The sequence below is a fragment of the Salinimicrobium maris genome, assembly GCF_049680855.1.
GTDB lineage: Bacteria > Bacteroidota > Bacteroidia > Flavobacteriales > Flavobacteriaceae > Salinimicrobium.
On sequence record NZ_JBMPGS010000003.1, the window covers coordinates 124,283 to 144,086 of the forward strand.

At 40.5% G+C, this 19,804-nt stretch carries 20 protein-coding genes and 1 tRNA gene; 15 read left to right on the plus strand and 6 right to left on the minus strand.

Features of this window, described 5'->3' with window-relative positions; all coding sequences use genetic code 11:
* The first annotated feature begins 229 nt into the window (after positions 1 to 229).
* A complete protein-coding gene (gene pnuC, locus ACOV1Q_RS10975; RefSeq protein ID WP_424494441.1) occupies positions 230 to 817 on the plus strand; it encodes a nicotinamide riboside transporter PnuC in 588 nt (195 codons plus the stop codon).
* The gene (locus tag ACOV1Q_RS10980; protein ID WP_424494442.1) at positions 786 to 1,802 is read left to right on the plus strand and encodes an acyl-CoA dehydrogenase family protein; all 1,017 of its coding nucleotides are present in this window, start codon (positions 786 to 788) and stop codon (positions 1,800 to 1,802) included. Before pnuC ends, ACOV1Q_RS10980 begins: the two co-directional genes overlap by 32 nt.
* 127 nt (positions 1,803 to 1,929) lie before the next feature.
* Here the strand turns inward: ACOV1Q_RS10980 and ACOV1Q_RS10985 are convergent.
* A tRNA-Pro gene (locus ACOV1Q_RS10985) sits at positions 1,930 to 2,004 on the minus strand.
* 179 nt (positions 2,005 to 2,183) lie between these two features.
* On the opposite strand from ACOV1Q_RS10985, the gene ACOV1Q_RS10990 reads away from it, so the two are divergent.
* The 13 genes from ACOV1Q_RS10990 to ACOV1Q_RS11050 all read left to right on the plus strand — a co-directional run bounded on the left by ACOV1Q_RS10990 (position 2,184) and on the right by ACOV1Q_RS11050 (position 14,845).
* On the plus strand, positions 2,184 to 3,380 hold the full coding sequence (locus ACOV1Q_RS10990) for a PQQ-dependent sugar dehydrogenase (protein ID WP_424494443.1): 1,197 nt from the start codon (positions 2,184 to 2,186) through the stop codon (positions 3,378 to 3,380).
* A gap of 102 nt (positions 3,381 to 3,482) precedes the next feature.
* On the plus strand, positions 3,483 to 3,812 hold the full coding sequence (locus tag ACOV1Q_RS10995) for a c-type cytochrome (protein WP_424494444.1): 330 nt from the start codon (positions 3,483 to 3,485) through the stop codon (positions 3,810 to 3,812).
* A gap of 92 nt (positions 3,813 to 3,904) precedes the next feature.
* Positions 3,905 to 4,513, plus strand: a complete 609-nt coding sequence (udk, locus tag ACOV1Q_RS11000) for a uridine kinase (protein WP_424494445.1) — start codon at positions 3,905 to 3,907, stop codon at positions 4,511 to 4,513.
* 17 nt (positions 4,514 to 4,530) lie between these two features.
* On the plus strand, positions 4,531 to 4,848 hold the full coding sequence (locus tag ACOV1Q_RS11005; protein ID WP_424494446.1) for an FtsB family cell division protein: 318 nt from the start codon (positions 4,531 to 4,533) through the stop codon (positions 4,846 to 4,848).
* 44 nt (positions 4,849 to 4,892) lie between these two features.
* A complete protein-coding gene (locus ACOV1Q_RS11010) occupies positions 4,893 to 6,299 on the plus strand; it encodes a methylmalonyl-CoA mutase subunit beta (protein WP_424494447.1) in 1,407 nt (468 codons plus the stop codon).
* Between the two features lie 11 nt (positions 6,300 to 6,310).
* Entirely contained in the window at positions 6,311 to 8,428 is a 2,118-nt protein-coding gene (gene scpA / locus ACOV1Q_RS11015) for a methylmalonyl-CoA mutase (RefSeq protein ID WP_424494448.1), read from the plus strand.
* A gap of 80 nt (positions 8,429 to 8,508) precedes the next feature.
* On the plus strand, positions 8,509 to 9,387 hold the full coding sequence (locus tag ACOV1Q_RS11020) for an SDR family oxidoreductase (protein ID WP_424494449.1): 879 nt from the start codon (positions 8,509 to 8,511) through the stop codon (positions 9,385 to 9,387).
* 211 nt (positions 9,388 to 9,598) lie between these two features.
* Positions 9,599 to 10,363, plus strand: a complete 765-nt coding sequence (locus ACOV1Q_RS11025; protein ID WP_424494450.1) for a ParA family protein — start codon at positions 9,599 to 9,601, stop codon at positions 10,361 to 10,363.
* Positions 10,364 to 10,369: 6 nt separating this feature from the next.
* Positions 10,370 to 11,278: a ParB/RepB/Spo0J family partition protein gene (locus ACOV1Q_RS11030; RefSeq protein ID WP_424494451.1), complete on the plus strand. Its 909-nt coding sequence runs from the start codon at positions 10,370 to 10,372 to the stop codon at positions 11,276 to 11,278.
* 13 nt (positions 11,279 to 11,291) lie between these two features.
* Positions 11,292 to 11,864 (plus strand): DUF5683 domain-containing protein, encoded by a 573-nt coding sequence (locus tag ACOV1Q_RS11035; protein WP_424494452.1) that lies wholly within the window; start codon positions 11,292 to 11,294, stop codon positions 11,862 to 11,864.
* 2 nt (positions 11,865 to 11,866) lie between these two features.
* Positions 11,867 to 12,574, plus strand: coding sequence for a 4-hydroxy-tetrahydrodipicolinate reductase (gene dapB, locus ACOV1Q_RS11040; RefSeq protein WP_424494453.1), 708 nt, complete (start codon positions 11,867 to 11,869; stop codon positions 12,572 to 12,574).
* Positions 12,575 to 12,616: 42 nt separating this feature from the next.
* Positions 12,617 to 14,179, plus strand: a complete 1,563-nt coding sequence (gene lepB, locus ACOV1Q_RS11045; protein WP_424494454.1) for a signal peptidase I — start codon at positions 12,617 to 12,619, stop codon at positions 14,177 to 14,179.
* Between the two features lie 15 nt (positions 14,180 to 14,194).
* Positions 14,195 to 14,845 (plus strand): WbqC family protein, encoded by a 651-nt coding sequence (locus tag ACOV1Q_RS11050; protein ID WP_424494455.1) that lies wholly within the window; start codon positions 14,195 to 14,197, stop codon positions 14,843 to 14,845.
* A gap of 30 nt (positions 14,846 to 14,875) precedes the next feature.
* Here ACOV1Q_RS11050 and ACOV1Q_RS11055 read toward each other — a convergent pair whose 3' ends face one another.
* Genes ACOV1Q_RS11055 through ACOV1Q_RS11075 form a run of 5 tightly spaced genes read right to left on the minus strand, consistent with a single transcriptional unit; the run spans position 14,876 to position 19,732 of the window.
* Positions 14,876 to 15,922 (minus strand): endonuclease/exonuclease/phosphatase family protein, encoded by a 1,047-nt coding sequence (locus ACOV1Q_RS11055; protein ID WP_424494456.1) that lies wholly within the window; start codon positions 15,920 to 15,922, stop codon positions 14,876 to 14,878.
* Positions 15,922 to 16,836, minus strand: a complete 915-nt coding sequence (locus tag ACOV1Q_RS11060; protein WP_424494457.1) for a rhomboid family intramembrane serine protease — start codon at positions 16,834 to 16,836, stop codon at positions 15,922 to 15,924. Before ACOV1Q_RS11060 ends, ACOV1Q_RS11055 begins: the two co-directional genes overlap by 1 nt.
* Positions 16,836 to 17,579 (minus strand): rhomboid family intramembrane serine protease, encoded by a 744-nt coding sequence (locus ACOV1Q_RS11065; RefSeq protein ID WP_424494458.1) that lies wholly within the window; start codon positions 17,577 to 17,579, stop codon positions 16,836 to 16,838. The genes ACOV1Q_RS11060 and ACOV1Q_RS11065 overlap by 1 nt, the downstream gene beginning before the upstream one ends.
* A complete protein-coding gene (mutL, locus tag ACOV1Q_RS11070; protein WP_424494459.1) occupies positions 17,579 to 19,438 on the minus strand; it encodes a DNA mismatch repair endonuclease MutL in 1,860 nt (619 codons plus the stop codon). Before mutL ends, ACOV1Q_RS11065 begins: the two co-directional genes overlap by 1 nt.
* Positions 19,439 to 19,732 carry a hypothetical protein gene (locus ACOV1Q_RS11075; RefSeq protein WP_424494460.1) on the minus strand — a complete coding sequence of 98 codons (294 nt, stop codon included), beginning with the start codon at positions 19,730 to 19,732 and terminating at the stop codon, positions 19,439 to 19,441.
* Between the last annotated feature and the right edge of the window lie 72 nt (positions 19,733 to 19,804).

A 19,804-nucleotide genomic window follows, 5' to 3' on the forward strand; every position in this document is an offset into this window, starting at 1 on the left:
TAAAAAAAAATCAGATAATTCTTTTGAAATCCATTGCACCGCTTTAGATTTGCAATATAGATGGGGTGCTTGCCTTTTCGGCCGGCTGAGATGATACCCATGGGCACCAAAGCTCTGTACCTGATCCGGGTAATGCCGGCGTAGGGATTTATTTTCCAGCTTAGATCTTGCAAAGCAGCACCTGGTTCATCACCTCATTATTTTTTTAAATAATAATGAAGGCACAATTATGCATTTAACCTGGTTGCAATTTTTAGGAACTACTTTTGGAGTCGCTCAGGTCCTTCTTGCAAGGAAAAATAACATCCACAATTACTTATTCGGAATTATTTCAGTAATCATCAGTATCTGGGTGTTGTACGAATCCAGGCTGTACGCAGATATCCTGCTGCATTTATACTACCTGGTAATGAGCATTTACGGATGGTTTTACTGGAAGTTTGGTAAGGCGAAACAGTCTGCTCCAGTATCAAGGTCTACCAGAACTGAACATTTTAAAGCACTGGCAATTGCAACAGGCTGCTTTGCTCTTATGGCATGGTGGCTGGTATTTCACACCAACAGCGATGTCCCTATTTGGGATGCTGTGGTAAGCGCTTTTGCATGGGCCGGAATGTGGCTCATGGCCAAAAGAAAAATCGAAAATTGGATATACCTAAACATCAGCAACATTATTGCCATCCCTCTGCTTATTTATAAGGACCTGTACATCTACGCTGGGCTAACGGTTTTCTTGTTTCTTGTAGGTACTTCAGGTTATTTTAAATGGAAAAAATTAATAGAAAATGCACCAAAAGAACAATTTTCAGGAGCTTGAAAAACAAGGTTTTGACGCAACATTTTTTTCTCCGGAAGTCCTTCGTATTATAGAAAGAAAAAATTTATGGAACCTGTGGGTACCGAAAAAATATGGCGGACTGGAAATGTCATTTTCTGAAGGTCTTCAAATATTGAAGGAACTGGCTTTTATCGATGGCAGTCTTGGCTGGACGATTACTTTATGTAGCGGTGCAAACTACTTTATTGGAAATTTAACTCCCGAAGCAGCAAAAGAAATTTTCATTAATTCCGAAAAACCTGTTTTAGGTGGAAGTGGCGGCATTTTGGGAACTGCTGAGAAAAAAGAAGCACTTTATGTCATTTCCGGAAACTGGCGCTACGCCACGGGAGCTCCTTATCTAACGCATTTCACATTAAATGCCAAAATTCTGGAGGAAGGAAAGGAAGTTCTAAATGATGATGGGTCTCAGAAGATACTTTCATTTGTACTTCCTAAAAAAGATGTCCAGATAGTTCAGGACTGGAATAGCATGGGCCTTAAAGCTACCGCAACGCACTCTTTTGAAGTGAAGGAAGTGACAGTCTCTGAGAAATACAGTTTTATATATGACCAGTTTTATCTTCCCCAGCCAATATTCAAAATCAATTTCTCCCTTTTTGCCGATCTCACTCTTTGGACCAATTATATAGGAATGGCCGAACATTTTTATGAAGAAGCTTTTAAAGAACTTCAAGCGCAAAAAATAAAGGATCTCAAAAATGTCATTTTTGAAGCCAATAATCAGCTTTTTCTCTACGCGAGGGAAATTGAAGAAATCACATTAAGGACCTCCAGTTTTTCAGAAGAATTTATTCAGAAAGTACACGAAGCTGCAACAAAGTCGGTGAAACAGCTTTCACAAAATATTATTGAAGTTTATCCTTTATTGGGTATAAAAGGCAGCAGGAAAAACAGCTCTTTAAATAGCGTTTTTAGAGACTATTTTACCGCAACACAGCATCATATCTTTCATAAGATATGAAAAATTTTCCGCATTACTCATTCGACTAAATATGCTATTATTTCAACTCATTCTAAATCCTTTAATAAATATAACAAGAATAGCATATAAAAGAAAACCCTACACCAATGTGTAGGGTTTTCTGTAGTCGGGGTGGCAGGATTCGAACCTGCGGCCTCCTGCTCCCAAAGCAGGCGCGATAACCGGGCTACGCTACACCCCGAAAAAACACTTTTTCAACGACTCTACAGGTTTAGCAACTGCGATCATGTTCAAAGTGGCTGCAAAGATAAACATTATGTTAACTCTGCAATGAAAACTTTTGATTTTTTATATCTTAGATGCCTCATATTTTCCCTTCATTTCTGAAGGGAAAACTTTAAATGTCTAAAACCTTTTTATATGAAACGAATTATACTGAGTTTATCTGTTGCGTTTTCTTTTGTCGCATGTGGCGAAAATGGCAAATCCAATGAAGGAGATACGGGCCAGGCTATAACTAAAGACACCACTGCAACTGCCAACATCATTGCTTCGGAAAGCCTCCCTGCCGACTCTTCCCAAACCGAATACGGCTATGAAGTAGTAGTACCCGATTTACAGATCGCCTGGGGTATGGATTTCTTACCCGACGGTAGCATGCTAATTACTGAAAAAGGCGGTGATCTCATCCATTTCTCGAATGGAGAGAAACGAATCGTGCAGGGAGCACCAGAGGTGTATAACCGCGGCCAGGGTGGTTTCCTTGACGTTGCAGTTCACCCGGATTATGAGTCTAACGGCTGGATTTACTTCACCTATTCTTCTTCCGAAGGGGAAGGCGAAGGTGGAAATACAGCTCTTATGAGGGCTAAACTGGAAAACGGCCAGCTGGTGCAAAAAGAAGATTTGTACAAGGCCGTTCCAAACAGCACCAGGGGACAACACTTTGGTTCCCGTATTACTTTCAACGAAGGATACCTTTATTTCTCTGTGGGAGATCGTGGAAATCGCGATGAAAACCCGCAGGATTTTACCCGTGACGGCGGAAAAATTTACAGACTTAATCCCGATGGCAGCATCCCGCAGGACAACCCTTTTGTAGGTGAAGAAAATGCCAAAGAAGCTATCTATTCTTACGGACACAGGAATCCGCAGGGAATGATCCTAAATTCTGATACCGGTGAGATATGGGTTCATGAACATGGGCCACAGGGCGGTGATGAAATCAATGTGATCAAAAAAGGTGAAAATTACGGTTGGCCTGTAGTTTCCTACGGTATCAATTATGACAATAGCACCTTCACAGACGAAACTTCAAGACCAGAATTTGAAGATCCTATTTTCTACTGGAAACCATCTATTGCCCCAAGCGGGATGGTATATGTCACCTCCAATAAATATCCTGAACTCCAGGGAGATCTTCTCGTTGGTTCTTTAAAATTTATGTACATCGAACACCTAAAACTAGAAGGAAAAACTGTGGTTGGAAGAGAAAAAATTCTTCCGGGAGTGGGGCGCCTGCGTGACCTTGCTCAAGGGCCAGATGGAAACATCTATGCTTCTATTGAAGGAACAGGGATTATCAAGATTACAACTCCTGCTTCTGAAGAAGAGTAGTATGAAGAGATCTTTTATTCTCATCCTGTTTTTAATTGGTACCGCATGTAAGAATAAAGGAGAAGAAATACAGTACAAAAGTCGGCTTTAGAATTTCCTGAAGTGAGCGAAAGCTTTCCTGAAGGAGCAGATATCTACAATAACTTTTGTGCTACCTGTCATTTAGCTAGCGGGGAAGGCATTCCAAACGCCTTCCCTCCTATCAATAAATCCAATTGGCTTAAAGAGAAAAGAGCAGCCACTATTAAAGCAGTGAAGTACGGCTTAAATGGCAACATAGAAGTTAACGGAGTTGAATATAATAGCCTTATGCCTTCGATGGAGCTTACAGATGAAGAAGTAAAAAATGTGCTGAACTATATTTTTTACGCATGGGATAATAATGTAGAGAAACCGGCTACTTTAGCAGAAGTCAGAGAGGTGAAAGAATAAAGAAATTAAGAGCAACTGCTCACCCTTATACTAAAAAAAGTGAAATTCCACTTTTAAAAGAATAATTTACCTTTGCAGCAAATTATTCAGCTATGTTAATTATCGGCATTGCCGGCGGTACCGGAAGCGGGAAAACCACTGTGGTAAATCAAATTATTGAAGAATTAAAAAATGAGGAAGTAGATGTCATTTCTCAGGATTCGTACTACCAGGATACCAGTCACCTTTCCTTTGAAGATCGAAAAAAGATAAATTTTGATCATCCTAAATCCATAGATTTTGATTTATTGGTAGCTCATTTAAAGGAGCTCAAGGCAGGAAACAATATCCAACAGCCGGTTTATTCCTTTAAAGAACACAACCGCACCGGCGAAACGCTTGAAATTGAACCCCGGAAAGTTATTATTGTAGAAGGAATCCTTATTCTTACTCATCCCGATATTAGGGAGATGTTTGATATCAAGATTTACGTACATGCAGACAGTGATGAGCGCTTAATACGCAGGTTAAAACGTGATATTGCCGAAAGAGGCCGTGATCTTGACGAGGTTTTGAACCGTTACCAGACTACCCTTAAGCCCATGCATCAGCAATTTATCGAGCCCACAAAAGAATTTGCAGATATCATTATCCCTACGAACCGTTATAATACCGTGGCTGTTGATATCGTTCAAACAATCATACGGCAGCGTTTACTCTAATTTCGTATATTTCGGCTATGAAGCTAAATACGCTGCGAAATCAAAAATGGTTCAGGATTGCAAGTAACAAGTACCTGCTTGTTACTGTGGCTTTTGTCTTCTGGATGCTCTTTCTCGACAGCAATTCCTGGCTGGTTCATCATGAACTGGACGCCGAAATAGATGATCTCAACAAGAATAAAAAATACTACCTCGACCAGATATCAAATGATAAAGCCATCATCAGTAAATTAGATGATTCGCTCGAGCTTGAGGAATTTGCTCGCCGGGAATATTTTATGAAGCGGGAAAATGAAGATATCTTTATTATAGAGCACGCGAAAGAAACCAACTAATTATAAGATCCTGCATTTTGGCAGCTGGAAAAACCTGCAAAACAATGAGTAATAATTTGTTCAGTGATTTTGATGAAGTTTCTGCCAAACAGTGGAAACAAAAGATACAATACGATCTTAAGGGAGCAGACTACAACAAGAATTTGGTTTGGAACTCAAACGATGGAGTAGCTGTAAATCCTTTTTATCATCCAGATGATTCTCCAGAACCGGTTTCGGTCAAAGCACCCTCAGGATGGAATATTTGTGAAAAGATTTTTGTAGCCTCTGCTGAAAAGAGCAACAAGAAAGCACTCGAAGCACTGGAAAAAGGCGCTGAAAGCCTCTGGTTCAACATCTCTTCTGAAGAAATTGAGCCCGAAATGCTATTTTTGGATATTCCTCTTGGCACTACTCCAATTTATATTTCTTTCGAATTTCTTTCAGAAGCTTATTTTTCAAAGCTTAAGAAATTTTTCTCCGGAAAAGAACATCAGGTAAGCCTGCAAATAGATATTGTTGGAAACTTAGCCCGCAGCGGCAACTGGTTTAAGAGCTTAAAAGAAGATTTTTCACTTCTTAATGAAATAGTTTCAGAAACTGAAGTATTTCCAACAGCCGTGAGCGTTAATATGGGTCTTTATGAAAACGCGGGAGCCAATATCCCGCAACAACTGGCTTATGCGCTTGCGCATGCTACCGAATATCTTCAGGATTTTGAAAAACAGAAAGATTTTTCAGCAGCTCGAAAAAAAGCTTTTAAAATGACATTTTTGACTGCCGTGGGATCAAATTATTTCTTCGAAATAGCAAAATTAAGGGCATTAAGACTGTTATTTTCTACCGTGGCTGAAGAATTTGGCGTTTCAGAAAAATGCTTCATCCTTGCGCAGCCATCAAAAAGAAACAAAACTATTTACGATTACAATGTGAACCTGTTGCGCACTACGACCGAATGTATGAGCGCAGCTTTGGGCGGCGCCGATGCTATTTGTAATCTTCCGTATGACAGTGTTTTTCACAAAGAAAATGATTTTGCCCGCCGCATTGCGCGAAATCAATTATTGATCCTGAAGAATGAAAGTTATTTCGAGAAAGCTGCAAATCCGGCGGAAGGGGCATATTATATAGAAACTCTTACTCAACAATTTGCCGAAAGAGCATTGGAAATCTTTAAAGGAATTGAAAATGCCGGCGGATTTTTGACCCAGTTAAAAGAAGGAACTATTCAGAAGAAGATCACAGAGAGTGCTAAAAAACAACAGGAACAATTCAAGGAAGGCGAATTGGTGCTGGTTGGAACGAACAAATATGCGAATCACGAAGATAAAATGAAAGATGAGCTGCAATTGTTCCCCTTCCTAAAAAAGCATCCAAGAAAAACGTTGATCCAGCCAATCCTGGAACGAAGAATAGCCGAAAAGCATGAGCAGGAACGGCTTGAAAAAGAGCAGGAAAAGGGACAGTCGTAAATATCTAAGAAATGAGCAGAAAGAATCTTCAGCATATAAATTTAAAAGGAAAAGTAGCTGCTTCGAGGGAAGAGAAAACTTCAGCCCCTTCTGAAAACCGGGAGCAAAAGACCTATTTTAAAGAAGACATTGAAGGTTTAGAGCACCTCAAATTTGCTGCGGGAATTCCGCCTTACCTGCGAGGCCCCTACAGTACGATGTATGTAAGTAGGCCGTGGACTATTCGCCAATACGCCGGATTTTCAACCGCTGAAGAAAGCAATGCTTTTTACCGAAGAAATCTCGCTGCTGGCCAGAAAGGGTTATCGGTGGCTTTTGATCTTCCCACGCATCGCGGCTATGACAGTGATCATGAAAGAGTGGTAGGTGATGTAGGAAAAGCTGGGGTTGCCATTGATTCTGTAGAGGACATGAAGATCCTATTCAACGAGATCCCGTTAGATAAAATGTCTGTCTCCATGACCATGAACGGAGCCGTGCTTCCGATCATGGCGTTTTACATCGTTGCTGCCGAAGAACAGGGGGTAAAACCGGAACAGCTTTCAGGAACTATTCAAAATGACATTTTGAAGGAGTTTATGGTAAGGAACACGTACATCTACCCTCCCACTCCGTCAATGAAGATAATTTCGGATATTTTTGAATATTCTTCCAAAAACATGCCCCGCTTTAACAGCATCAGTATTTCGGGATACCACATGCAGGAAGCCGGTGCCACCAGTGAAATTGAACTGGCCTATACCCTCGCCGACGGACTAGAATACATCAGGAAAGGTTTAGAAGCCGGAATGGATATAGACAGTTTCGCTCCACGTTTGTCGTTCTTCTGGGCTATAGGTCTGGACCATTTTACCGAGATCGCAAAAATGCGAGCCGCGAGAGCCTTATGGGCAAAACTGGTGAAACAATTTAATCCGAAGAACGAAAAATCACTGGCTTTGAGAACCCACTGCCAAACCAGTGGGTGGAGTCTTACAGAGCAGGATCCTTTCAATAACGTGGCAAGAACGTCTATTGAGGCGGCAGCAGCTGCCTTTGGCGGAACGCAGAGTTTGCATACCAACGCTTTGGACGAAGCCATCGCACTTCCTACAGATTTCTCTGCCCGTATCGCGAGAAATACGCAGCTTCACCTTCAGCAGGAAACCCAAATCACCAGAACAGTTGATCCCTGGGCCGGAAGTTATTATGTAGAAAGCCTCACCAATGAAATTGCTGAAAAAGCATGGAGCCTGATCGAGGAAGTGGAAGAATTGGGCGGAATGACAAAAGCCATTGAAAAAGGTATCCCCAAGTTACGTATTGAAGAAGCAGCAGCCAGAAAACAGGCCCGAATAGACAGCGGCCAGGATATTATTGTGGGCGTCAATAAATACAGACTTGCAAAAGAAGATCCTATTGTTACTCTTGAGGTAGATAACCAAACAGTGAGAAAGCAGCAGGTGGAACTTCTCGAAAAGATCAAAGCTGAAAGAAATTCTGAAAAAGTAAATACTGCTTTAAAAACTTTGACTGAAGCCGCTCGCACAGAAAAAGGAAATTTATTAGCTTTAGCTGTTGAGGCTGCAAGAGAAAGAGCTACGCTTGGAGAGATCAGCAATGCGCTTGAAGAGGCTTACGGCAGGTATAAAGCAAAAATTCAATCATTTAGCGGGGTGTATTCAAAAGAAATTAAAGAAGATGCTTCCTTTCAAAAAGCAAGGCAAATGGCTAACCAATTTGCTGAACAGGAAGGAAGAAGACCAAGGATAATGGTCGCTAAGATGGGTCAGGATGGGCATGATCGCGGTGCAAAAGTGGTCGCTACAGGTTATGCAGATGTTGGTTTTGACGTAGATATTGGCCCCTTGTTCCAGACGGCGCAGGAGGCTGCAAAACAAGCTATAGAGAACGATGTTCATATTTTGGGTGTTTCTTCCCTTGCCGCAGGGCACAAAACATTGGTGCCACAGGTGATCGAAGAGCTGAAAAAATACGATCGGGAAGATATTATGGTCATTGTAGGTGGTGTGATCCCATCACAGGATTATCAATATTTATTTGATGCCGGTGCGGTCGCTGTTTTTGGCCCGGGAACTAAAATTAGTGATGCAGCGATTCAGTTACTGGAAATCCTCATCGATGAATAAGCTCTGGTTCTTGATTCTTGGTTCTTGGTTCTTAAAAAAATTCTAATCTGATATCTCACATTAAAAATCTCACATCTACTATGGAATACACACAAAAAATGCTTCGTGATGATGCCTTAAAGGGTAAAACTATTGTTGTTACCGGCGGTGGTAGCGGATTAGGAAAAGCAATGACAAGATATTTCCTGGAACTGGGAGCAAATGTGGCTATTACGTCGCGGAATCTTGAAAAACTTGAAACCACGGCGAAAGAACTTCAGGAGGAAACCGGAGGCACATGTTTTCCTGTACAATGCGATGTGAGGCATTATGAAAAGGTAGAAGAAATGCTTCGGAAGACGGTAGAGAATTTTGGCGCCGTAGATGTCCTTTTGAACAATGCCGCGGGAAATTTCATATCTCCCACCGAAAGACTCAGCGCAAACGCTTTTGACACCATTATAGATATTGTACTAAAAGGGAGCAAGAATTGTACACTGGCATTTGGAAAACACTGGATCGATAAGGGTGAAACCAATAAAACTGTACTCAATATTGTTACCACCTATGCCTGGACAGGATCGGCTTATGTGGTGCCGAGTGCCACTGCGAAGGCCGGAGTTTTAGCGATGACCCGATCACTGGCTGTGGAATGGGCAAAATATGGCATAAGATCCAATGCCATCGCTCCCGGGCCGTTTCCAACCAAGGGCGCCTGGGACAGACTATTACCCGGAGATCTAAAGGAAAAATTTGACCTCTCCAAAAAAGTTCCGCTTAAGAGAGTCGGTGAACATCAGGAACTGGCGAATTTAGCAGCTTATCTGGTTTCAGATTTTTCTGCTTATATGAACGGAGAAGTCATTACCATAGATGGTGGCGAGTGGCTTAAAGGCGCAGGGCAGTTCAACCTTCTGGAAGCAATTCCGGAGGAGATGTGGGACCAGCTGGAGGCAATGATAAAAGCCAAAAAGAAATAAACTCTTACCTATCGTTGAAGGTTCAAAAAATATCATCCAAAAATGACATTTTTGGGTTATTATTAATAATTATATTTTCTTCAGAATAACGTTAGACTTCAGAAAATAAGCCAATTTCAGGAACTAAAGGTTATTAAAAACCTGTTAACAAATTACCTTTCGTAAACCTATAATAAATTGTATTTTTACCTCTTAAATCCAAAAATATTTAATGGGTAAGATTATTGCTATTGCAAATCAAAAAGGAGGTGTAGGAAAGACTACCACTTCGGTAAATCTCGCGGCATGCCTGGGAGTGCTGGAGAAAAAAGTTTTACTTATTGATGCAGATCCACAGGCCAATGCCACTTCGGGATTAGGAATTGATGTGGAAACGGTAGAATTAGGAACTTACCAGCTGCTGGAACATTCTTCTAAAGCTGAAGAAGCCATTATTAAGACCGAATCTCCCAACCTGGATCTTATTCCGGCGCATATTGACCTTGTAGCCATAGAAATTGAGCTTGTAGACCAGGATCAACGGGAATATATGCTTAAAGAAGCCATTGCGCACCTTCGGGATCAATATGATTATGTCCTAATTGATTGTGCTCCTTCCCTGGGATTGCTAACGCTGAATGCTTTAACTGCAGCCGACTCAGTAATCATACCAATTCAATGTGAATATTTCGCACTTGAAGGATTAGGAAAACTCCTCAATACCATAAAAAGTGTGCAAAAGATTCACAATAAGAATCTTGATATTGAAGGCCTTTTATTGACCATGTATGATTCCAGGTTAAGGCTTTCTAACCAGGTGGTGGAGGAAGTGCAGAAACATTTTGATGAAATGGTCTTTAAAACAATCATTCAGCGAAATGTGCGTTTGAGTGAAGCACCCAGTTATGGGGAAAGCATTATTAATTATGATGCCGGAAGTAAAGGAGCCAGTAATTATTTGAGCCTGGCGCATGAAATAATTAAGAAAAACAGTTAGGAGAACATGGCGAAGGCTACCAAAAAACAAGCATTGGGAAGAGGCCTTTCAGCATTGCTGAAGGATCCTCAAAATGATATAAAATCTGCTGAAGACAAAAATGCCGATAAGCTTGTAGGACATATTGTAGAGCTCGATCTCAATTCAATTGAAGTCAATCCATTTCAGCCCAGAACAAGTTTCAATGAAGAATCACTGCGTGAGCTGGCATCTTCCATTCGGGAACTGGGTGTGATACAGCCCATCACGGTTCGAAAGCTGGATTATAACCAATACCAGTTAGTATCTGGGGAAAGACGTTTTAGAGCTTCCAAATTAATTGGCCTGGAAACCATTCCGGCTTATATTCGAATTGCCAATGACCAGGAGAGCCTGGAAATGGCATTAGTAGAAAACATTCAACGACAGGATCTTGATCCTATAGAAATATCGCTGTCTTATCAGCGCCTCATCGACGAAATAAATCTCACGCAGGAGCAACTTAGCGAACGAGTGGGTAAAAACCGTTCAACGATTGCCAATTATCTTAGGCTGCTAAAGCTGGATCCAATCATTCAAACGGGAATGCGCGACGGTTTCCTTTCAATGGGACACGGGCGTGCGCTCATTAATATTGAAGACCCTCAAAAACAGCTGGATATTTACGAAAAAATCCTAGCTAATTCACTTTCAGTACGAGAAACTGAAAAACTGGTAAGAAGCTTTCAGGAAGAAAAACCGGGTGCAAAGAAAACTGCTAAACAAAAGATTTCTTTACCCCAGGAATTGCGAAAAAGCGTAAAAGAATTTTCTGAACATCTTGGCGCTAAAGTAGATGTACAGGTAGCAAAAAAGGGAAATGGAAAACTAATTATTCCATTCTCTTCTGAAGAGGATTTCAAAAGACTCAAAAAGATCATTCAGGGTGAAGATTAAAAACCTCCTTTTATTGTTGTTTTTATCACTATTTGCCACACCTCTGTTTGCGCAAGAAGATTCTATTACAGTAAGAACCGAAGAATTAATTGTACCCGAAGAACAAGAGCTGGGTTATAAGCCTTACGATGCCTTAGCACCTGCGAGGGCGGCATTTTATTCGGCTGTTTTACCCGGTTTGGGCCAGGCTTACAATGATAAATACTGGAAAATTCCCATCGTCTACACCGCTTTGGGGGTGGGAGTCTACTTTTACATCAACAACGACAGGCAATATGACCGCTACCGGGATGCGTACAAAAGCCGGTTAGCAGGAAGAACAAACGATGAATTTTTAGATGAAGATGGGAACCCGTTGCTATCTACTCCAAGATTAATTGACGCCCAAAAATTTTATCAACGAAACAAGGAGATCTCCATTCTTGTGCTTGTGGGTATGTATGCTCTGAACATTATCGATGCCAATGTGGATGCCCACCTGCAGCAGTTTAATGTAAGCGAAGACCTTTCTCTCAAACCCGCACTGGATTATGATCGCTTTAGCGGAAAGACCGGATATGGCATTACCTTAAATTATAACTTTTAACAATGAATATTGCACTTATAGGTTACGGAAAAATGGGGAAAACCATAGAAAAAATTTCCCTTGACCGCGGCCATAACATAAAGCTGAAGATCTCTGACGACATCAATAACCATAGCCTTGACGGAGTGGATATTGCTATAGATTTCAGTATTCCTGATGCCGCTTTTAAGAATATCACCACTTGTTTTGAAGCCGGTATTCCTGTGGTTTCAGGAACCACAGGTTGGCTCGAAAAATATGAAGAAGCTGTAAAAGTCTGTAACGAAAACAACTCCGGTTTTATTTATGCTTCCAATTTTAGTCTTGGGGTGAACATCTTTTTTGAGCTGAATAAAAAGTTAGCTGAAATGATGCGCCCTTTTGAAGCGGATTATTCAGTCTCTATGGAAGAGGTTCACCACACGCAGAAACTGGATGCACCCAGTGGTACAGCGATCACACTTGCCGAACAAATCATTGAAAACAGTAATAAGACCGGGTGGAAGCTTGAAGATGCAGGAGAACACGAAATACCTTTAACAGCAAAACGTATAGAAAACGTACCGGGAACTCATAGCATCTCTTATGAATCTAAGGTTGATACCCTTAAAATAGAACATGTTGCCCACTCCCGTGAAGGATTTGCTTTGGGAGCGGTTATTGCTGCCGAATGGCTGAATGGCAAAAATGGCATTTTTAGCATGAAAGATGTTTTGTTCCAGAACATGTAACACTTTTCCTTCAATTCAAACCAATAAACATAAAGCACGCAAATGATATTTTTAGAATGGATCATCTTTTTCCTAATCATCCAGTTAATTCATTTTCTGGGAACATGGAAATTATATCAAAAAGCCGGTAGAAAAGCCTGGGAAGCCGCAATTCCGGTTTACAATGCGGTGGTTTTAATGAAGATCATTCACAGGCCATGGTGGTGGACGATTCTTTTGTTCATTCCCATTGTGAATCTCATCATGTTTCCTGTGGTTTGGGTAGAAACCATTAGAAGCTTCGGAAAAACTTCCACTACAGATACCATTCTGGTTATTATCACCTGTGGACTGTATATTTTTTACGTCAACTATGCAGCGGATGTAAAATATAAGGAAGAACGCAGCCTGCATCCGGGAAGTGCTGCCGGAGAATGGATAAGTTCCATTCTTTTTGCAGTGATAGCAGCTACCATAGTCCATACTTATGTCATGCAGCCCTTTACGATTCCTACATCATCCCTTGAAAAAACCTTACTGGTTGGCGATTACCTGTTTGTAAGCAAATTCCACTATGGAGCCAGGACGCCGCTAACCTCTGTGGCTTTTCCAATGGTTCACGATACAATTCCATTTCTTGGCGTAAAGTCTTATCTAAATGCGCCTCAAATTCCCTATTTTAGACTACCCGGTTTTCAGGATATTGAACGAAACGACATCGTTGTCTTCAACTGGCCCGTAGATACGGTACGAATGTTTAGAGACAGATCAGGCATTAGTTATGACAAGCCTGTTGACAAAAAATCGAATTACGTCAAACGGGCAGTTGGATTGCCGGGTGACTCTATAAAAATTGTAGAAGGCAGGGTAATCATAAATGGAGAACCTCTCAATTTGCCAGACAGAGCGAAGCCGCAGTATTCTTACTTCGGAACCACTACAGGACAGGCGTTACATCCTAATATGATGCAGGAATATGGCATAACAGACGGCTACGGTTATGATCCCAACACAAATCAGTTCGTAATTCAAGCCTTGTCTGATGAAGCTTTACAGCGCTTAAAAAACAATCCGAATATTTCTTCCATCGAAAAAGTATTAACTCCTGCAGGTGAAAAAGATCAAAGAATATTTCCCAACAACCGGAAAGTCAACTGGAACCAGGATAACATGGGAGCAGTTTATATTCCCAAAAGAGGGGAAACAGTGAAAATGAACCTCACCTCCTTTTCTCTTTACCGCCGTATTATTGAAGTGTATGAGGGCAGCGAAATGGGCGTAGATAACAAACTTTCTGTTAATGGAACTCAGGTTCTTTTAAATGGTGAGCCACTTGACAGCTATACTTTTAAACAGGATTATTACTGGATGATGGGTGACAACCGCCATAACAGCGAAGACAGCCGCTATTGGGGTTATGTACCTGAAAACCATGTGGTTGGAAAACCGGTTTTTATTTGGCTTAGTCTTGATCCCAATGCTTCAGGATTTAATAAAATAAGATGGGATCGAGTGTTTACAACAGTGGGCGGACAAGGTGAACCTGTCTCTTATTTTCCTTACTTCCTAATTGCACTTGTTGGCTGGTTTGGGTATGGTTACTTCAGAAAAAGAAAAAAATCCTAAGAAGAATTCCCTGGTATGCAAAAGCTGCTTTTACATCCCTGTTATTTTGGACCGATTTCCCAATTTGTTGCACTTGCCAAGGCTTCAGAAGTCATTTTTGAGAATGAAGATAATTATCAGAAGCAAACGTATCGCAACCGCATGTATGTTTATGGAGCAAATGGAAAGTTGCTGCTAAACATCCCCATAAAGCATACCGGTGACAAGAGCCAGCATCAAAAATATAAGGATGTAAGGATTGAGAACGATTTTCACTGGCAAAAACAACACTGGAAATCACTACAATCTGCTTATCGCACCTCTCCTTTCTTTGAATTTTATGAAGATGATTTCGAGCATTTATATACTAAAAAATATGACTTTTTGATAGATTTTAATTACGACTGTCTCACAGTTGCGTTGGAATCACTTCAAATGGACCTGGAGATTAAGAAAACAACAGCGTACAACGAAAATCCGTCTTCAGTAGTAGATGGCAGATTCCTTGTGAATGCTAAAATGAAATCTCAACCAGAATTTGTTCCTTACACGCAGGTTTTTGAAAGTAAAACCGGCTTTATCAACAATCTTTCTATTATTGACCTTATTTTTAATGAAGGCCCTAATGCATTAAGTTACCTGGAACAGCAGGATATTTCGTTTCTTCCAGATTCAGAGAAAAATTAAAAATTAAGCTTCAAGAAAATATTTATAAAATCACATTTTTGAAGGCTCAATTTTAAGAACTGCTTTGATTGGATAATGATCTGAATAGGGAACATCGAAATTTGTGAAATATACAGTTTCAATCCCCTCCTGCGGAAGAATATAATCAATCCTAAGGGGGAAATAATCGAAATCAAAGGTACGGCCAAACCCATCTCCTTCTTCCTTATAAGCATCATTAAAACCAAGCGATTTAATTTCTCTATAAATGTAGGAATAAGCAGTGTTGTTAAAATCTCCCATAATTACTGCCTTATGTAGGCTTTCCCGCACAACATCCATAACTCTCTCTAACTGTTCCTGTTGCTTTACAAAGGTTTGTCCCATACCTTTTAAAACCCTTTTGGATTCCTCCTGTTCCAAATCAAGCCTGTTCATGTTGGGTTTCACCGTAAAGGATTGCAGGTGCACATTCACCACTCTAACAGTATCATTATTTATAACGATATCTGCATAGATAGAATTATTATTACTGGAGGTGGAAAAATTAAGCGAGCCGGAATTGACAATGGGATATTTTGAAAAGATCGCAAGTCCAAATTCTGCACTTTCCTCCTTCTGCTTGATATATTTATGAGGGAACTCCATCGCTATGTCCAGCTCTCCCTTGTAATATTCCTGCATGGCAAGAATATCGGGATCCTGTTCTTTGATAAAGGCTGAAAGTTTTTGCGGGATATCTTTTTCTTCGCTCCACCTAAACTGGTTAAACTGTCGAACATTATAGCTCAAAAAAGTAATTCCTCCTACCAATTCATCTTCTTCTGAAGCTGAAAATTCATAGATGGAAGTGAGATGATTAAATCCTATTAAAAGAACGATCAAAGGCAAAAGCAACTGCTTTTTCATCCGAAGCACCCAGTAAACAAAAAAAAGTAGATTTACCAGGATCAACATAGGAACCGCCAAACTCAGGACAGATAGAATTGCGAATGTCTTAGGAGGAATAAATGGAAGGAGATAGGAAAATAAAAGCGCCACCGCGAAAAGCGAATTTAACAGGAATAAAAACTTGTCAAACCAGCGGAGATTTTTCATCAGTTTTCTTTTCCGGCGTTAAATAAATAATCCTTTTCCTGTTTTGTAAGACTGTCGTAACCGCTTTTGCTTATCTTATCAAGAATGGCATCTACTTTTGCCTGTTCTTCTTTCTTATTTCTGGTAGGAGAGGCAAAGGAACTGTTTGTCCCTGAATTCTTTTTCCGGTGCACGGTTTTAAGGTTGCTTCTCCCCCGGTTCGACCTACTCGAAGATGATCCAAACAAAGAGCTGAACCAGTCCAGTAACTTTTCAAAACCAGAGGCAAAATCATTCCCTTTTCCCAGTTGGGTCGCATAGATATATCCAAAAGCAGCACCACCCAGGTGAGCTAAATGCCCGCCGGGATTGCTTATGGGAATTTGTACAATGTCCAGGATCACCAAAAATGCCGCGATCCACCAGAATTTTACACTACCTAATAGCAGTAACCTAACTCTCATGTGCGGGATATGAGTAGCAATTCCCACCAGGACCGACATTACTGCAGCCGAAGCTCCCAATAAATAAGATCTTCCCAGCCCCGAAAATGCCGGAAACAAATTATAACTCAACATATAGACCAGGGCTCCAAAAATGGCACCCAGGAAGTAAAAGTTCAGCAGCTTTTTACCTGAAAAATAATTCAGAAAGTAAATTCCTGAAAAATAAAGAATAAGCATATTCCCCAGGATGTGCCAGATGCCGCTGTGCAAAAACGCATAGGTAATGATGGACCAAGGCTTAAGAATATATTCACCCGGTTCTTTCGGAAACACAAACCATTCAAGCAAAAAGTTATCTGGAAACTGAAACAGAAAAGCCAGCGTCCTGAACAGGAAGAAAAGAACAAACACAATAACGTTCACGGCAATCAACTTTTCGCTTACCGTTGCCGTATTAATTTTATGTCTGAAATTATTGGACATTCTCATTAATCCCAGCGGTTTTGATTAAACTGATTTTTTTTCCAGTACCACATCATTATAAAACCAAATAAAGCTCCTCCCACGTGCGCAAAATGGGCAATTCCTCCACCAAACAACGAGTAACCGGTAAATCCGGAAAACAGGTCGATCGCGATCAAAGCAGGAATAAAATATTTCGCTTTGACCGGTACGGGAACAAATAAAAGAAATAATTCCACATTTGGAAACATCATTCCAAACGCCACCAGGATTCCATAAATTGCCCCTGAAGCTCCTACTGCCGGAGTATTAAAAGCGGTATAAAATTCTGTCAACACTTCTTTAGAAACAGAATTTAAAATACCGGTAGAATATTGTCCTGTTTCCAGCATCTGCTGAATTGCCTGCGGATCCATTCCGGCATTCAATAAAGCATTATAACCCGTTTCTACCTGGTAATAATTTACCAAAGTATGAATTATTGCGGCACCAATTCCCGCTGAAAAATAAAAAAACAGGAATTTCTTCTGTCCTAGAATTTGCTCAATAGGGCTGCCAAAAGCCCAGAGCGCGTACATATTGAAAAGAATATGCATAAAGCCGCCGTGCATGAACATATGAGTAACCAGTTGCCAGACAGCGAAATTTTCATTTTCAAAAAACCAAAGCCCAAACCAACCTACAGCCCGTGGCCCCAAAGAATAAGCCCCAATAAAAAATATAATATTTATGATCAAAAGGACCTTTACAGTCTCTGTAATTCTTCCCATTACATGAATTTTTTATCCAATTCGTCTACAGTCAATGTGATAAAGACTGGTTTATTATATGGCGTTAAAGTGCTTTCTTTACACGCAAAAAGACTGTTCAAAATATTTTGTTGTTCCAGGTTGTTCAAGACAGTACCAGATTTTACAGCCATTCCTTTTGCCAAAGATTTTGCGAGGACATCTGCCTGGGAAAAACTACTCTCCGGAACCTCATTTTCAAGGTCTGAGAGAAGCTGTTCAAGCAAGATCGCTACTTCGCTTTCAGAAATAAGTGTGGGAATACCCGTAATCTCCACAGAATTCTTTCCAAATTTAGAAAATACGAACCCGGTGTGCTCCAAAGATTCTTTTGATTCCTTTAGGAGCGACATTTCCTGAGAATTGAACTGTAACATTAGTGGAAACAACAGCTGCTGACTTACGGCTGCTGTTACGGTAATACTTTTAAGTAATTCTTCATAAAGAATTCTCGTATGAGCTCTGTGTTGATCTATCACCAAAATACCACTTTTGAGAGTACTGACAATATATTTCTTATTCAGCTGAAAAGTGGTATTTCCCGTCTCCTTTTCTGCGGAAGAACCAAAAAGATTTCCTGTCACTTCATCGCTTTCGAATTCAACATGCTGCAGTTCAGATGAACTTGCTCCAGATTCCTTTTGCTGCAGTCCTGAATAGAGGCTTTCCCAGCTTCCGCCGGTATTTTCCTTTCTATATCCCGATGAAGAACCACGAGAGCCACCGCTGTTTTCTTTAAACGGGTTAAAGCTCCTGTCCACTTCAATTTTTGGTGCAGTTACTTCTTTTTTATTTAATTCATAAGGAGTATCAAATGTATGGTCTCTTTCAAAATCTAATACCGGCGCAACATTGAACTGCCCCAGGCTATGCTTGATAGAACTCCGCAGAATAGAATATAACGCGTGCTCGTCATCAAATTTTATTTCAGTTTTGGTGGGGTGTATATTGATATCAATACTCTTTGGATCCACCTCCAGGTATAAAAAATAGCTGGGATATGCTTTGTCTTTCAAAAGGCCTTCAAAAGCCGCAACTACCGCATGATTCAAGTAAGGGCTTTTTATGAACCTGTCATTCACAAAGAAAAATTGTTCTCCCCTGCTGCGCTTTGCAAATTCCGGTTTTCCTACAAAACCATGGATTTTCACGATTTCAGTGTCTTCTTCTACAGGCACCAGTTTTTCATTCGTCTTACCTCCAAAGATGTTGACAATCCGTTGCCGGTAATTACTTCCCGGTAATTGAAACATCTCACTCCCATTATGAAAAAGAGAAAACTGAATAGCAGGATGCGCCAAAGCAACCCGCTGAAATTCATCTATAATATGTCTTGTTTCAACAGAGTCACTTTTAAGGAAATTACGTCGTGCAGGAATATTATAAAACAGGTTTTTTACGCATATGGAAGTTCCAACGGGAGTTACCACAGGCTCCTGGGAAGTTACTTCGCTTCCTTCAATTTTAATACAGGTTCCCACTTCATCATCCTCCTGCCGGCTCTTTAGTTCAACATGAGCAATTGCCGCAATAGAAGCCAGTGCTTCCCCTCTAAACCCCTTGGTTTTCAAACTGAAAAGATCTTCTGCTGCGTGAATTTTAGAAGTCGCATGTCTTTCAAAGCAAAGCCTGGCATCAGTAAGGCTCATACCTTTTCCATCATCAATCACCTGTATAAGGGTTTTACCCGCTTCTTTTATGATGACCTTGATTTGCCCTGCCCCGGCATCTATACTGTTCTCAAGAAGTTCTTTAATAACTGAAGCCGGCCGCTGCACCACTTCTCCCGCAGCAATTTGATTCGCAACATGATCGGGTAAAAGATGAATAACATCAGTCATTTAATTCGGCGTCATAAAGATGGACAAATCAAAATCTATGATCCAAAGGAAGATAAGGATTAGAATAGCTATAATGATCAAAACGCGCGTATTGATTTCGCGGTTTCCCCTGTTACGACTGCTGTTTCTTGCTTCTGCCCATTGAGAACCAAAATCTATAGCATTGGTCGTCTCTTTATACTTATGGAATTTTGAATTAAATTCATAAATATTCCCCGCGTCCTTACCTTTATAATACCGCGGAGTATAATTATATCGAGCGTTTTTTCTGGCTTTGTATAGATTGATTTTCAAGATGCTCTTTCTTTAATTGTGGAAACTCAAATTTACTTAAAATGCACAAGAAACAGAAGTTTCCCGTCATAA

Excerpts from the sequence above, each read along its gene's own strand:
- pnuC (WP_424494441.1), top strand. The coding sequence starts at position 230 with ATGCATTTAACCTGGTTGCAATTTTTAGGAACTACTTTTGGAGTCGCT.
- ACOV1Q_RS10980 (WP_424494442.1), top strand. The coding sequence starts at position 786 with ATGCACCAAAAGAACAATTTTCAGGAGCTTGAAAAACAAGGTTTTGAC.
- ACOV1Q_RS10990 (WP_424494443.1), top strand. The coding sequence starts at position 2,184 with ATGAAACGAATTATACTGAGTTTATCTGTTGCGTTTTCTTTTGTCGCA.
- udk (WP_424494445.1), top strand. The coding sequence starts at position 3,905 with ATGTTAATTATCGGCATTGCCGGCGGTACCGGAAGCGGGAAAACCACT.
- ACOV1Q_RS11005 (WP_424494446.1), top strand. The coding sequence starts at position 4,531 with ATGAAGCTAAATACGCTGCGAAATCAAAAATGGTTCAGGATTGCAAGT.
- ACOV1Q_RS11010 (WP_424494447.1), top strand. The coding sequence starts at position 4,893 with ATGAGTAATAATTTGTTCAGTGATTTTGATGAAGTTTCTGCCAAACAG.
- scpA (WP_424494448.1), top strand. The coding sequence starts at position 6,311 with ATGAGCAGAAAGAATCTTCAGCATATAAATTTAAAAGGAAAAGTAGCT.
- ACOV1Q_RS11020 (WP_424494449.1), top strand. The coding sequence starts at position 8,509 with ATGGAATACACACAAAAAATGCTTCGTGATGATGCCTTAAAGGGTAAA.
- ACOV1Q_RS11025 (WP_424494450.1), top strand. The coding sequence starts at position 9,599 with ATGGGTAAGATTATTGCTATTGCAAATCAAAAAGGAGGTGTAGGAAAG.
- ACOV1Q_RS11030 (WP_424494451.1), top strand. The coding sequence starts at position 10,370 with ATGGCGAAGGCTACCAAAAAACAAGCATTGGGAAGAGGCCTTTCAGCA.
- dapB (WP_424494453.1), top strand. The coding sequence starts at position 11,867 with ATGAATATTGCACTTATAGGTTACGGAAAAATGGGGAAAACCATAGAA.
- lepB (WP_424494454.1), top strand. The coding sequence starts at position 12,617 with ATGATATTTTTAGAATGGATCATCTTTTTCCTAATCATCCAGTTAATT.
- ACOV1Q_RS11050 (WP_424494455.1), top strand. The coding sequence starts at position 14,195 with ATGCAAAAGCTGCTTTTACATCCCTGTTATTTTGGACCGATTTCCCAA.
- ACOV1Q_RS11055 (WP_424494456.1), bottom strand. The coding sequence starts at position 15,922 with ATGAAAAATCTCCGCTGGTTTGACAAGTTTTTATTCCTGTTAAATTCG.
- ACOV1Q_RS11060 (WP_424494457.1), bottom strand. The coding sequence starts at position 16,836 with ATGAGAATGTCCAATAATTTCAGACATAAAATTAATACGGCAACGGTA.
- ACOV1Q_RS11065 (WP_424494458.1), bottom strand. The coding sequence starts at position 17,579 with ATGGGAAGAATTACAGAGACTGTAAAGGTCCTTTTGATCATAAATATT.
- mutL (WP_424494459.1), bottom strand. The coding sequence starts at position 19,438 with ATGACTGATGTTATTCATCTTTTACCCGATCATGTTGCGAATCAAATT.